Raw genomic sequence first — 14,284 nt, 5'->3', positions numbered from 1 at the left:
GTCCCCTCCTCCGCAGGTTCACATAAATTTAATAACTGTACTTACTATTTCCTGTCAACAAAGATATGTACACTCACTAATTGCCGCGGTAATTCTGGAATAAGTGACGGCGTAAAGTGATTTCGGAGGTTTTGCGTGAGTATTTACGGAATGGCGGGCCACCTCATCCGCAGGCTCAATCAGATTTCAACCCACGTGTTTTCGGTCCGGATGCAGGAGGCCGGGATTGACCTTACATCCGTTCAGTTCGCAGCACTTGAAACAATTCGCGCCGAACCCGGCATTGATCAGGCCACAGTCGCGGCGAAAATCGCCTATGACCGCGCAACAATCGGCGGGGTCATCGACCGGCTGGAGCAGAAAAACTACGTCAAACGCTCGGTCAGTCAACGTGACAGACGCGCGCGAGAGGTCACCTTATCCGAAAAAGGAAAAGACATCCTTGCGGCGGCTATGCCAGTCGTAATTGACCTGCAAAACGAGATCCTCGGAGGGCTAACTCCGAATGAACGCGAAACGTTCCTGAAGCTCGCAGGCAAGGCAGTTGATGCTGTCACCGACGATAACACACGGCCTTGAATTACAAAGCGGACGCTGGCTCAATTGAAACAAGGAAAGCAAATCCACCATTTTTGAGCTTTAGTTTCCGAAACCAGAAACTTAAATCTAAGAAATCTCAATTTACCTTTGAGCCAACCGAGGGCAATGTAATCCTGAGAGGATAAATTGCGTCCGCGCATGACCTGTCTGATGCGTAGCGTTTCGACGAAAAGGTTCACATGTGTGAACATTCTGTTTTCCGAAAAGGACCTGAAACCAAACACTGAAAAAGTGGATATAACTCGTTATAAAACATAACTAATATGAGCAATCATGAACAGGGGATGATACTCATAGGTCATCTAGGGAGGAGACCATGACCAACTTGCGCAGAACCATACTCAAATCTGCAGTGGCGGCGATTGCTTTCGGTGCCATGTCAACCACTGCCATCGCGGCCGAAGTGACACTGCGGATGCACCAATTCCTGCCGGCACAAGCCAACGTACCCAAGAACGTTCTGGATGTCTGGGCCGACAAGGTCGAAGCGGATTCGGATGGCCGGATCGAAATTCAAAGGTTTCCGTCCATGCAGCTTGGGGGCAAACCCCCCGAACTGATCGACCAGGCCATTGATGGTGTGGCAGACATTGTCTGGACTGTGTCCGGATATACACCAGGACGCTTTCCCCGAACCGAGGTGTTCGAACTGCCGTTCACCATGACCAATGCCGAAGCCGTCTCACGCGCCTATTGGGATCTGGCCGAAGAAACCATGATGGACGATGACTTCAAGCAGTTCAAAGTACTCGGTCTCTGGGTGCACGGCCCCGGTTTGATCCATTCAAAGGAACCGATCGAAAGCATCGAGGATCTGAACGGCGTAAAGCTGCGCGCACCGACACGCGTAACCAACGGCCTTTTCAGCTCGCTTGGAGCAACCCCGGTTGGCATGCCTGTTCCTGCGGTGCCTGAAGCGCTGTCCAAAGGCGTGATCGACGCCACCGTGATTCCCTGGGAAGTGACCGGCGCCCTGAAGGTCAACGAGCTGGTCGGAAACCACACGACCTTTGGCGACGACACGCTATACACCACCACTTTCATCTTCGCGATGAACAAGGACCGCTGGGATGCACTGCCGGATGATCTGAAGGCCGTCATCGACGCCAACTCGGGTGCTGAATTCTCGGCCTTCGCAGGCAAGCAGATGCAGGCCGATGATGACGGGCCTCACAAGCAGGCGATGGAACGCGGCAACAACATCATCACGCTGAGCCCGGAACAGGTTGCGGAATGGAAGGCAGCATCACAGCCGACCACTGACGCCTGGATCGCCGAGATGGATGAAAAAGGTCTGGACGGAACCGGTTTGCGCGCCCGCGCGCTCGAACTGATTTCGCAATACTCGGGCAACTGATCCGATCGCTCTTCCGGCGCTATTTCACGCCGGGAGAGCAATCCCTTTGGAGTTGATCATGCGGAAACTGGTAGAGCGCATCGCGCGCTTCATGGCCGTTCTCGGCGGTGTGGTTCTGACTGCGCTGGTCCTGCTGACCTGTGTCAGCGTGCTGGGGCGCGGCCTGAATACGCTGGGCCACTCGGACGTCATGACGTCACTGTCGGAAGCAGCGGCAAATGCGCTGATTGCATCGGGCGTCGGGCCGGTGAGTGGCGATTTTGAATTGGTCGAAGCCGGCATTGCATTCGCCATATTCTCGTTCCTGCCGATCTGCCAGCTCTATGGCTCTCACGCCACAGTCGACGTATTCACCAACACGCTTCCGGCAAAGGCGAACAAAGTGATCATCACATTCTGGGAAATCGTCCTGTCGCTTGTCATTCTTTTGATCACGTGGCGCTTGTTTGTCGGCATGCAAAACAAGCTGGACTATGGTGAAACGACCTTTCTGCTGCAATTTCCGGTTTGGTGGGCCTATGGGCTAAGCTTTGTTGCCGCCCTTGTCGCATCACTTGTTGCTGTCTATTGCGCCGTCGCGCAGGTCATCGAGCTTGTCACCGGGCGTCATATCCTGCCCTACCGCGGGGAGGCCGCACATTGACCATGCTCGAACTGGGCTACGTGTCCTTTCCCGTACTTCTGATCATGATCTTTCTGCGCGCACCGATTGGCCTTGCCATGTTGCTGTGCGGGATTGGCGGGCTGTATTTTGCCATGGGTGGCACCAGCATGTTCATGGCCAAGCTCAAAACCGAAACCTACTCAACCTTTTCCAGCTATTCGCTGACGATCATTCCGATGTTCCTGCTGATGGGGCAGTTCGCGACATTGTCGGGCATGTCTTCAGCCTTGTTCAAAGCTGCTGAAAGCTGGCTGGGCCACCGCAAAGGGGGCGTCGCCATGGCGGCAGTCGGCGCTTGTGCCGGATTTGGCGCAATCTGCGGGTCCTCCCTTGCCACTGCCGCAACGATGAGCCGTGTCGCGCTGCCCGAACTGCGCCGCTACGGCTATTCCGGCGGGTTTTCAACCGCAACGCTTGCTGCTGGCGGCACATTGGGCATTCTGATCCCGCCTTCGGTGATCCTTGTGATCTATGCGATCCTGACGGAACAGAATATCGCTAAGCTGTTTCTCGCGGCCTTTGTCCCCGGCATTCTGGCAGCGCTCGGCTATATCATCACGATTTCGATCTATGTGCGCATGTATCCTGACGCCGCGGGCACCCGCGAAGCGATCCCATATCCTGAACGCGTTCGGGCACTGCTGGATGTCTGGCCTGTCCTGCTGGTTTTTGCCCTTGTTGTCGGTGGCATCTATCTTGGCTGGTTCACCCCAACCGAAGGCGCAGCCGTGGGGGCGGCGGGAACCGGGCTGATTGCTCTGATCTCGGGCAATCTGAACTGGCAGGTCTTCGTCGAAAGCATCATTGCAACGGCCTCAAGCACGGCGATGATCTTCTTCATCGTGTTGGGCGCAGGGCTGTATAACAGTTTCCTAGCGCTCACTCAGGTACCGCAGGAACTGTCTGGCTGGGTCGTTGGACTTGGGCTCAGCCCGTGGATGGTGTTGTGCCTGATCCTGGTGTTCTACCTGATCTTTGGATGTCTGATGGACAGCCTGTCAATGATCCTGCTGACTATCCCGATCTTCTTTCCGGTCATCAGCGCACTGGATTTCGGCATGAGCCCCGAGCATGTGGCCATCTGGTTCGGTATTCTGGTTCTGATCGTTGTCGAGGTCGGGCTGATCACCCCTCCGGTCGGGATGAACCTGTTCATTATCAACGCCATGGATCGTTCAACCCCGATGACCCAAACTTACAAGGCAGTGATGTGGTTCGTCACCTCTGACATCATTCGGGTCATTATCCTGGTGCTGTTTCCGGCCATTACCCTGTTCCTGATCCCCTAACTTAAACACCTTCAGCGGTTCGGGGCGGGCACATCCGAAAATAGATATGAGACACAACAATGATTGAACATATTAAAATGGAGAGGGTACGATGCAGTTAAGTGGATGTGTCGCCCTGGTCACCGGCGGCGGAAGCGGGCTGGGTGCTGCAACGGCTAGGCATTTCGCCGCCAGCGGAGCAAAGGTTGCCGTTTTGGATTTCAATGCTGAAGGTGCGAAGGCAGTTGCTGACGAAATTGGTGGTCTTGCCCTGCAAGCCGATGTCAGTGACGAGGCCGCCGTCAGTGCCGCGTTTGAGACGGCAATAGCCCATTTCGGGTCGGCACCCAGAATCGCTGTCAGTTGTGCGGGCGTCGGCATGGCGGCCAGGATCGTCGGGCGCGAAGGCAAGCTGTCATTCGACGTGTTCGAGAAAACTCTGCGCGTGAACCTTTTTGGCACCTACAACGTCATGAGCCACGCGGCGAGACACATGGCCGGTCTCGACCCGTTGGCTGACGGTGAACGCGGTGTGATCATCAACACGGCGTCGGTTGCGTGGCAGGACGGTCAATTGGGTCAAGCCGCTTATGCCGCATCCAAAGGGGCAATCGCCTCGATGTGCCTGCCTGCCGCACGGGAGCTCGCGCAGTCGGGTATTCGCGTGATGGCCATCGCACCTGGCCTGTTCCACACGCCAATGATGGAAGGCTTGCCGGAAGAGGTCAGTGCCAAGATCACTGCGAGCATTCCCTTCCCGGCCCGCCTTGGCGAAGCGCGTGAGTTCGCAATGCTCGCCGAACAGATCGTTGAAAACCCGTTTTTGAATGGCACCACTATTCGACTTGATGGCGCCGTTCGTCTGCCGCCCCGGTAAGGAGTTCCCCATGGACAGCCAAATCCTGAACATTGAGGTCAACGGATCCATCGCGACCCTGACCATGAACCGCCCTGACAAGCGAAACGCGATGTGCGAGGAACTGTTAGGCGCGCTGGATGATTTCTTTTCAGCTCCACCCAAGAACGTGCGCGTGGTGATCCTGACCGGAACTGAAGGGCACTATTGTTCCGGATTGGACCTGTCCGAGCATGTTCATCGTACGGCCGAGGAAAACCTGCACCATTCCCGCCACTGGCACAGTGTCATGGACAAGATCCAGTTGGGTGGGCTTGCGGTTGTCTCGGCCATGTTTGGCGCCGTGATCGGCGGCGGGCTGGAGCTTGCAGCGGCAACACATGTTCGCATCGCTGAACCTTCGACGATCTTTCAGCTTCCCGAAGGCCGGCGCGGAATATTTGTCGGTGGCGGTGCGACCGCGCGGGTCGGTCGCCTGCTGGGGGCCGATCGGATGACCGAGATGATGTTGACCGGCCGCAAATATGGTGCCGATGAAGGGGTATCGCTGGGGCTTGCACATTATAGCGTGGGTGAAGGCGAGGCTTTGGCGCTGGCCCAAAAGCTGGCAGGTAAGATTTCCCGAAACGCGCCACTGTCAAACTATCTGATGATTCAGGCGGTCGCGCGGATCAATGAAATGTCGCAAAACGACGGACTGTTTACTGAATCGCTGGCCGCGGCCCTGTCGCAAACAACACCGGATGCGCAGGAAGGACTGCGGGCCTTTCTTGAAAAGCGCGCCCCGAACTTCAGGTGAACACATGAAAAAGAAACATGAACACACGCCAGAAGACGGCGCGCCTAACACGATCAGCGATGCCACGCTGCGGGGGTTTGTCGGTTATCGCATGAAACGGGCCTTCAATGTGGTGCAGGAAGACCTGACAACAACTCTGCGTCCCTTTGGTCTGCGAATGCTGACTTATACGGCACTGGTTCTCATCGTCGATAACCCCGGATTGCGGCAGTCCCAACTGGCTGACGCAATGGATATCGAGCGCCCGAACCTTGTCGTCATCATTGATGAACTGGAGTGCAGGGAACTGATCGTCCGCGACCGGGTACCGACCGACCGGCGCGCCTATGCGCTAAGGACGACACTGGCGGGCAGGCAATTATATGAAAAGGCCGTCGCCGCGGTTACCGCCCACGAAGGCAAGCTGCTGGCCGGTTTGGATGACGCAACCATCACCACCGTTTTCGATGCCCTCAGGACGATCGAAAAAGCGAGGAAAAGGGGCTGATCATGCAACGCACATCGGAATACCTGGTGCATTCTGTTTCGCGCGAAGATCGGGCCGACGGTTCCATCCTGCTGAAATCGAACCACACTCTTGGTCCTGTCGTCGACAAAACCGGTGTCTGGCTGCACGCCTGGGCCTCGGACGCGCCTGACCGCACGTTCATTGCTGAACGCAGCGGCGCAGGATGGCGCAAGGAAAGCTATGCGACCACGCTTGAAAAGGTGCGGGCAATCGCAAGCTCGCTATTGGCGCGTGGGATGGGGCCTGACACACCGATCCTGATCATGAGCGGCAACGGCTTGGATCATGGTCTGCTGAGCCTGGCTGCTCAGTACATTGGCGTACCAACGGCGCCTGTGGCCGAACAATACGCCTTGATCCACGGTGCACATGGCCGCCTGCGCCATGCCATCGAACTGGTGCGCCCGAAGATGGCCTATGTCGTCGATGCGGATCAATACCGAGAGGCGCTGGAACTGGATGCGCTTCAAGGGGTCGAAATCGTAGCCAGCCGACAAGGCAGGAACAGTCAGGTCACAGCGTTCGACGAACTTCTCAAAGGGGATGTCAGTGTCGATCTGGAGGCAGCCTATGAACTGGTTGGCCCCGATTCCGTCGCCAAGATCCTAATGACCAGCGGTTCAACCTCGGCCCCGAAGGGGGTCATCACGACCCAACGCATGATGTGCGTGAACCAGACCATGCTGGCCGACGGGTTGCCATTTCTGCGCACGCGTCCGCCCCGTGTGGTCGATTGGCTGCCATGGAACCACGTCTTTGGCGGGTCTCATAACTTCAACATGATGCTCGCCAACGGCGGAAGCTTCTACATCGACGACGGCAAACCGGTAGCCGGTCTGTTTGAGAGGACGCTGGAAAACCTGTCCATGGTCACCGGCACGCTCAGCTTCAATGTCCCCGTAGGTTACAGCATGCTGCTGGGCGCGTTGCAGCGGGATGGCGATTTGCGTCGGCGGTTTTTCGAAGAACTTGATCTGATCTTTTATGCGGGCGCTTCACTGCCACAGGACATCTGGTCTGGATTTGAACAGATGGCGCTGGATGTCAAAGGTGAGATACCGCTGATGACCTCGTCCTGGGGACTGACCGAGACAGCGCCCGCCACAATGATGCAGTCCGAGCCCATTGACCGTTCCGGGGTTGTTGGCGTTCCGATGAACGGCGTGACACTCAAGCTGATACCGGATGAAGACATGAGATGCGAAATGCGCATCAAAGGGCCAAACGTGATGCCCGGGTACTTCAACGAACCGGAGAAGACAGTCAGCGTTTTCGATGAAGAAGGGTTTTTCATTACCGGCGACGCCATGCGGTTCATCGACCCGAAGGACGTAAACAAAGGTATGAAATTCGACGGCCGGATATCCGAGGACTTCAAATTGTTGACCGGAACATGGGTGCGGGCCGCGCAATTGAGGATGGACTTGTTGACCTGTCTTGCGCCTCTTACCTCAGATCTGGTCATTACAGGTGCCGACAGAAATGAGATCGGCGTCATGGTCTTTCCCGATGTCGCCGAGCTGAAGCGGGAAGGATTTGACCTGAACGACGACAGTGGCGCCTACTGCTGCAAACTGCTGCATAGCGAAATCCACCGCCGCCTGGCAGAGCGCGCCAGCGAGCTATCGGGCAGTTCCACACGGGTCGGGCGCGCCATTCTACTTAGCGAGCCTGCCTCGATGCCCGAGGGCGAAATGACCGCCAAGGGGAACCTCAATTTTCGCAAGATACTGACACGCCGGCAAAATTTACTTGAGCGTCTTTATGACGACGCCGATCCGGCAATCATAAAGATCTGAGAAAGGAACGAACAGATGGTCGATATCTCCAAGGTTCGCGCAATCGACATTCACACCCACGCTGAAGAACCCTGCGGGTGCCACTCGGATGACGGCTATGACGACCTGCAGGCAACCATGGCCAACTACTTTGGCGCGCCGTGGAGCCATCCGCCTACGGTTCCCGAAACTGCACAGCACTATCGCGAGCAAAACATAGCCGCGGTGATCTTCCCGGTCGATGCCGAGCGGGAAACCGGCTATCGGCGCTACAAGAACGAAGAAGTTGCCGCATTGGCGGCGGAAAATGACGACGTGCTGATCCCGTTTGCGTCAATTGATCCGCACAAGGGCAAGATGGGCGCACGAGAGGCGCGCCGCCTGATCCGCGAATTTGGTATCAAAGGGTTCAAGTTTCATCCGACGATGCAGGGGTTCTACCCCAATGACCGCATGGCTTATGACCTTTACGAAGCAATCGCCGAGGAAGGCTGCATCGCCCTGTTTCACACTGGTCAGACCGGTGTCGGTTCGGGCATGCGGGGTGGTAACGGAATGCGGCTTAAATACTCGAACCCGATGTTCATGGATGACGTCGCCGTCGATTTTCCGGATATGAAGATCATCCTCGCGCATCCGTCATTTCCCTGGCAGGAAGAGGCGCTGTCCGTGGCGCAGCACAAGCCCAACGTCTATATCGACCTGTCCGGTTGGTCACCAAAGTACTTCCCCGAGATTCTGGTGAAATACTGCAACTCGATCCTCAAGAAAAAGGTCCTGTTTGGGTCCGACTGGCCAATGATCACTCCAGAACGCTGGCTGTCGGATTTCGAGAAGATCAACATCAAGGACGAACTGCGCCCGGACATCATCAAAGGCAATGCCGCGCGCCTGCTGGAACTGACCCCGTGATGCTGCCCCCTGCCCCATCACTGCCCTACCCAGTCACTTTGAACTTCGACTGTGCCGAACCGCCAGAACCGGGCCGCGTCGTGGTCGTCGAAGTCACCAGCTATCGGGTGACATGATCATGAAGCCATTCGAAGCCCCACTTGCGGACATCTTATTCACGTTGAACCACGTAGTCCGGGCCACCGATCTTCCAGATTGGGACGCTGACCTTGCTGGTGAGATCGGCGAACATTTTGCCGCCTTCGCACAAGGTGAAATTGCCCCGCTGGACGAGCCGGGAGACAGGCAGGGATGCTCGCAGGAAAACGGTCGCGTATACATGCCTGCCGGCTTTGCCCAAGTTTATGCAACGTATTCGGAACAGGGCTGGCCCTCGCTCACCGTGCCTGGAGAATATGGCGGTCAAGGGCTTGGTGCCCTGATACTGGCCATAACGTCTGAGGTGTTTTCGGGCGCAAACCACAGCCTTCAGATGGATACTGGGTTGGTTCCGGGCGCGGTGCGTACCTTGTTGCGCTTTGGCACGAAAGATCAGCAGTCCCGGTACATTCCCTCTCTGGCCTCGGGTGAAACTCTGGCCACCATGTGCCTGACCGAACCCGGGGCCGGGTCTGACCTTTCTCGCGTGCGCTGCCGGGCGGAATATGCTGAAGATGGCCGGAAGATCACGGGAGAAAAAATCTTTATCTCTGGCGGTGACCAGGACATGAGCGATCACATCCTGCATCTTGTGCTTGCACGCACGTCCGATGAAGGCGTCAGAGGTTTATCGCTGTTTCTATGCACCAGCACCTGCACTGACGGCAGCCGTAACCACGTTACCGTAACGCGCATCGAGGAAAAGATGGGCCTGCATGCCTCACCCACGTGCCAGCTGGCATTTGATGGTGCCAAAGCTGAACTGATCGGGGCCGAGGGTGAAGGCCTGCTGGCCATGTTCACCATGATGAACCACGCCCGGCTTGATGTCGCCCTACAGGGCGTCGCGCACACCGCGCGGGCCTATGACATTGCCAGTACTTATGCCAGTGAAAGGGTGCAGGGACGCAATGCCGACGGTCGACCGGCAACACTGGATCAACATGCCTATATCCGCCGTATGCTGGATCAAATCGACTGGCTGGCAATCAGCAGCCGCAGTCTTGCACATCTTGCATTTGTCACCATGGAACGGGGTACATCGCCTGACTTGGTCGATTTTCTGACCCCGGTTGCTAAGGTCTATTGCACCGAAGCCGGTATCAAGGCCGCCGAATTGGGTATGCAGGTACTGGGCGGCTATGGCTATTTGCGCGAATACCGGCTGGAGCAGACCTATCGCGATGCCCGAATTACCTCGATCTATGAAGGGGCCAACGGCATACATGCGCGTATGCTGGCAACACGTCTTGCCGCAGAGCCTGCGGGCGACGCCTTTGCCGAATTTGTTGCGCATGAAGCCGAGCATTGGACATGCGATGCGATCTCGGACGTACTGGACAATTGGCAATCCGCTCGAAGAAAGCTGAAACAGGGTGACAGCGCGGCGATGGCGCATGGGTTCATGCAAACGACGATTGATACCGCTCTGATCTGCCTGAGGGCGCGGCTGCGCAACGCCGCAAGCCTTCATCCATCCTCGGAACGGATCAAACGCATTTGCGGTTGAGGCTGGATCCAAGCGCGCAGATTATCGACAACCGATACCCGCCACCAATCGGACTGAAAGGAACGCAACATGACAGATCCAAAAGTGCTGATCGCGGGCGGTGGTATTGCCGGGTTGTCGCTGGCACTGACACTGCATCAGATTGGCATCGACTGCACTGTCTTTGAAAGCGTTCGGCACCCGCGCCCGATGGGTGTCGGAATAAACCTGCAACCCAACGCCGTGCGCGAGTTGTACGATCTGGGTTTCACGGCTCAGGATCTGAATAAGTTCGGCGTCCCTGCGCAGGAATGGGCGCTTGTTGGTTTGAATGGGCACGAGATTTACTCGGAACCGCGCGGAACATTCGCTGGTTACAACTGGCCGCAATACGCGGTGCATCGCGGCGCGTTTCACATGGCGCTTTACCAGCTGTTTGTCGAACGCGCAGGCCCGGATGCCGTACGCCTTGGTGCTCGGGCCACGGGATACCAGACCAATGCGGATGAGACGGTTACAGTGCGGTTGCAAACTGACCAGGGGGACGTCCGCGAAACCGGTGCCATTCTAATCGGCGCCGACGGTATCCATTCAGCCATCCGAAACCAGATGCATCCAAGCCAACCTCCGATCCATTGGGGAGGCGCCGTCATGTGGCGCGGCACAACTTTGGCAAAGCCCGTGCGCACGGGTTCTTCCTTTGTCGGACTGGGTACGCATAAGAAACGAATGGTGATCTACCCGATCTCACACCCCGATCTCGGAACCGGCATGGCGCTGATAAACTGGATTGCCGAAGTCACCTACGATGACCCGGACGCGCATGCGGCAACCGGGTGGTTCCGGCAGGTCGAGGCCAAGGATTTCGCGCACCATTTTGACGGATGGACCTATGACTGGCTGGATGTTCCAACTCTGATACGCGGTGCGGATGTGACATATGAAAACCCGATGATCGACCGCGATCCGGTTGAAACGTGGGTTGACGGGCCGGTTGCCCTGATCGGAGACGCCGCACACCCGATGTACCCTACCGGATCGAATGGTGCCAGCCAAGCAATTATGGACGCCCGCATATTGGGGGCCAGTCTGCTCAAGCATGGCGTGGGCCCAACCGCGCTGGCGGCCTATGATGACACGCTGTGCGGTCCGGTGTCAGACCTTGTCCTTCGCAATCGGGGTGCCGGGCCTTTTGGCCTGTTGAATTTGGTCAACGACCGCTGTGGCGGTGTGTTCGACGATATTGAAACAGTCATTCCCTTGGCTGAAAGGGCCAGTTTCATGGCCAAATACAAAGCTGCCGCAGGTTTTGCGCGCGACGCCCTGAACAGCGCACAGCCAACGATTGCGCCCGGCTCGCAGCTGGCTTGGCAGGCGTGATGGAAAAGCTATCAGTGGATTGAGCACCTGCGCCCATTTCAACAGCGTTTCGCCGGTCCTGTGTATCGCCCGCAAAATCATGCGCTGCCGTGAATGATTTCGCGGCATACCAGCGTGTCCCACCGAAATTTCGTTTGTGGCGAAACGACCAACAGCTAATCGGAAAGAACGCACCGGATCAGACCTGTCTGAACGCCAGACATGTTTTGATAGAAGGAAATTGATTTCATTGCACCGCCTTCTCATGTTCAATTGCTCGCAAGCGGCATGACCAGCGAAAGGATTGATAATGCAGGATCATGGATATGCGTCAGGTCGACTGAACCTACCTTTCGTTGGAATATCGACCTTTGGAAAATCTCCGTATGTCGAGGATTGGGACAATATTGATGCGGATGTTTGCGTCCTTGGTGCGCCATTTGATTTCGGCACGCAATGGCGGGCCGGGGCAAGGTTCGGCCCTCGGGCCGTGCGTGAAGCTTCGACCCTGTTCAGTTTTGGACATGCCGGTGCCTATGACCACGAAGACGACGCAACCTATCTGGACAGTTCAGTACGTATTGTGGATTTGGGGGATGCGGATATCGTCCACACAAAGACCGAGGCCAGCCACGAAAACATCGCCTATGGTGTCCGCAAAATCCTGACTGCCGGGGCGCTGCCGCTTGTGATCGGCGGCGATCACTCTATCAACATTCCCTGCATTTCCGCGTTTGAAGATGATTGTGCGCAAAATGGCCCGATCCACGTGGTTCAAATCGATGCGCATCTGGATTTCGTGGACGAGCGTCACGGTGTCACCAATGGCCACGGCAACCCCATGCGACGGGCGATCGAAAAAGACTATGTCTCGGGGATGACCCAGTTGGGTATTCGAAACGTCTCGTCAACCGCCAAGGAAGGATACGAGGACGCGCGCGCACGTGGGTCAGACATCTTGTCCGTGCGTCAGGTGAGAAAGCTGGGAACCGAGGCTGTTCTTGAGCGAATTCCCGAAGGTGCTCGGTACTATGTGACAATAGATATTGACGCCTTTTGCCCTTCCATCGCAGCAGGGACCGGGACACCCAGCCATGGGGGGTTTTTGTATTATGACGTTCTGGAAATCCTTCAGGGCCTCGCGAAGCGCGGCAATGTCGTAGGCATCGACCTTGTCGAAGTGGCACCGGCCTATGACCCCAGCGAAAGCACGCAGATACTGGCCGCGCAGCTATTGTTGAATTTCCTGGGTTTTATCTTTCACGAACGCGCCGGTCGCGAGAGATGAAGGGGGAGCGTTTGCTCCCCCTTCTTTGTATCAGGCACCGATGATGTTGTGGCCAGGCCCATATGGGAAGCCGGTGATGTTCTCGGCCCCATGTTCGCCAACCACCAGAATATCATGCTCGCGGTAGCCCCCTGCACCGGGTTGCCCTTCGGGGATCCACAGCATGGGCTCGATTGAAACGACCATGCCAGGTTCCAACACGGTGTCGATATCCTCTCGCAATTCCAGACCGGCCTCGCGCCCGTAATAATGGCTGAGGATGCCGAAAGAATGGCCATACCCGAACGAGCGGTATTGCAGCAGCCCCTCATCGGCAAAGAAACGGTTGATCTCGGCAGTGATGCCTGAACAGGTCGCACCGGGTTTGATCAGGCTCAGACCCAGTTCATGGGCCGCCACATTGGCCTTCCACAGGCGCAGGCTGTCGGCGTCCGGCTCGCCCAGAAACAGGGTACGTTCCAGCGCAGTGTAATAGCCTGAGATCATCGGGAAAGTGTTCAGCGACAGGATATCGCCTTTTTGCAGGGCGCGTTTTGTCACCGGGTTATGCGCGCCATCGGTGTTCAGCCCGGACTGGAACCAAACCCAGGTGTCGCGATATTCGGCATCTGGATAGGCGCGCGCGATTTCCTCTTCCATTGCGTCACGGCCCGCCATGGCAATCTCGATCTCAGTTGCGCCTTCACGGATGGCCGCATGGATTGCCGCCCCGCCAACATCCGCGGTGCGTGCCCCACCCTTGATCAATTCAATCTCTTCGGCGGATTTGACCATGCGGGCGGTCATTGTATCCGGCGCGATATCAACCAGCTCGGGGGTACCCAGCATCCGCAGGGCAGTGTCGCGGGCGGCCAGCGTCATGTGGTCGCCTTCAATGCCGATGCGCTTGGCGTTGCCGATCAGGCTTGCAACCGCACGCCAATAATTGTCGCGCTTCCAGTCAGTATAAATCACGTTGTCTTCGACCGACCGACGCCACGGTTGCCCGGCGTCGATGTTGGCCGAAACGGTGGTGCAGGCCTCTTGAGTGACCACGCAGCCATACGGACGGCCAAAGGAACAATACAGAAAGCCCGAGTAGTAGGCGATATTTTGCATTGATGTCAGCAGAACCGCAGGGATATCACGTGCGGCCATGATGCTGCGAAGCTTGCTGAGACGGCGATCATATTCACCCTTGCTGAACGGCAAAGGCGCTTTGTCACCATTGTGGCAGGTAAAGAATTCGGGGCGTTTTGTTGTGTCGGTCATCACTTGGTCTCTCAACT

Annotated in this window: 13 protein-coding genes; 12 read left to right on the top strand and 1 reads right to left on the bottom strand. The window is 56.8% G+C overall.

The window, feature by feature from the left end:
* The first annotated feature begins 135 nt into the window (after nt 1–135).
* The 12 genes from ACR0AM_RS05570 to speB all read left to right on the top strand — a co-directional run bounded on the left by ACR0AM_RS05570 (nt 136) and on the right by speB (nt 13,016).
* On the top strand, nt 136–579 hold the full coding sequence (locus ACR0AM_RS05570) for a MarR family winged helix-turn-helix transcriptional regulator (protein WP_480604063.1): 444 nt from the start codon (nt 136–138) through the stop codon (nt 577–579).
* Between the two features lie 337 nt (nt 580–916).
* Nucleotides 917–1,957, top strand: a complete 1,041-nt coding sequence (locus tag ACR0AM_RS05565; RefSeq protein ID WP_480476338.1) for a TRAP transporter substrate-binding protein — start codon at nt 917–919, stop codon at nt 1,955–1,957.
* A 58-nt stretch (nt 1,958–2,015) separates the two neighbouring features.
* Nucleotides 2,016–2,600: a TRAP transporter small permease gene (locus ACR0AM_RS05560; RefSeq protein WP_480622352.1), complete on the top strand. Its 585-nt coding sequence runs from the start codon at nt 2,016–2,018 to the stop codon at nt 2,598–2,600.
* Nucleotides 2,597–3,910, top strand: coding sequence for a TRAP transporter large permease (locus tag ACR0AM_RS05555; RefSeq protein WP_480622351.1), 1,314 nt, complete (start codon nt 2,597–2,599; stop codon nt 3,908–3,910). Before ACR0AM_RS05560 ends, ACR0AM_RS05555 begins: the two co-directional genes overlap by 4 nt.
* Before the next feature lie 91 nt (nt 3,911–4,001).
* Nucleotides 4,002–4,766, top strand: a complete 765-nt coding sequence (locus ACR0AM_RS05550; RefSeq protein WP_480622350.1) for an SDR family NAD(P)-dependent oxidoreductase — start codon at nt 4,002–4,004, stop codon at nt 4,764–4,766.
* Between the two features lie 10 nt (nt 4,767–4,776).
* Complete coding sequence (locus ACR0AM_RS05545) at nt 4,777–5,544, top strand: crotonase/enoyl-CoA hydratase family protein (RefSeq protein WP_480476330.1); 768 nt, start codon at nt 4,777–4,779, stop codon at nt 5,542–5,544.
* A 4-nt stretch (nt 5,545–5,548) separates the two neighbouring features.
* Complete coding sequence (locus ACR0AM_RS05540) at nt 5,549–6,031, top strand: MarR family winged helix-turn-helix transcriptional regulator (RefSeq protein ID WP_480622349.1); 483 nt, start codon at nt 5,549–5,551, stop codon at nt 6,029–6,031.
* A 2-nt stretch (nt 6,032–6,033) separates the two neighbouring features.
* The gene (locus tag ACR0AM_RS05535) at nt 6,034–7,851 is read left to right on the top strand and encodes a feruloyl-CoA synthase (RefSeq protein ID WP_480622348.1); all 1,818 of its coding nucleotides are present in this window, start codon (nt 6,034–6,036) and stop codon (nt 7,849–7,851) included.
* A gap of 15 nt (nt 7,852–7,866) precedes the next feature.
* A complete protein-coding gene (locus ACR0AM_RS05530) occupies nt 7,867–8,742 on the top strand; it encodes an amidohydrolase family protein (RefSeq protein ID WP_480622347.1) in 876 nt (291 codons plus the stop codon).
* A gap of 118 nt (nt 8,743–8,860) precedes the next feature.
* The gene (locus tag ACR0AM_RS05525; RefSeq protein ID WP_480622346.1) at nt 8,861–10,390 is read left to right on the top strand and encodes an acyl-CoA dehydrogenase family protein; all 1,530 of its coding nucleotides are present in this window, start codon (nt 8,861–8,863) and stop codon (nt 10,388–10,390) included.
* A 69-nt stretch (nt 10,391–10,459) separates the two neighbouring features.
* The gene (locus ACR0AM_RS05520; RefSeq protein ID WP_480622345.1) at nt 10,460–11,749 is read left to right on the top strand and encodes a flavin-dependent oxidoreductase; all 1,290 of its coding nucleotides are present in this window, start codon (nt 10,460–10,462) and stop codon (nt 11,747–11,749) included.
* A 289-nt stretch (nt 11,750–12,038) separates the two neighbouring features.
* Nucleotides 12,039–13,016 carry an agmatinase gene (speB, locus tag ACR0AM_RS05515; RefSeq protein WP_480622344.1) on the top strand — a complete coding sequence of 326 codons (978 nt, stop codon included), beginning with the start codon at nt 12,039–12,041 and terminating at the stop codon, nt 13,014–13,016.
* A gap of 30 nt (nt 13,017–13,046) precedes the next feature.
* On the opposite strand, the gene ACR0AM_RS05510 is transcribed toward speB, so the two are convergent.
* The gene (locus tag ACR0AM_RS05510) at nt 13,047–14,267 is read right to left on the bottom strand and encodes an aminopeptidase P family protein (protein ID WP_480622343.1); all 1,221 of its coding nucleotides are present in this window, start codon (nt 14,265–14,267) and stop codon (nt 13,047–13,049) included.
* Nucleotides 14,268–14,284 lie beyond the last annotated feature (17 nt).

The organism is Ruegeria sp. AD9, from assembly GCF_056542305.1.
The sequence above is the reverse complement of the archived record's forward strand: the minus strand, read 5'-3'. Positions and strand labels throughout refer to the sequence as shown.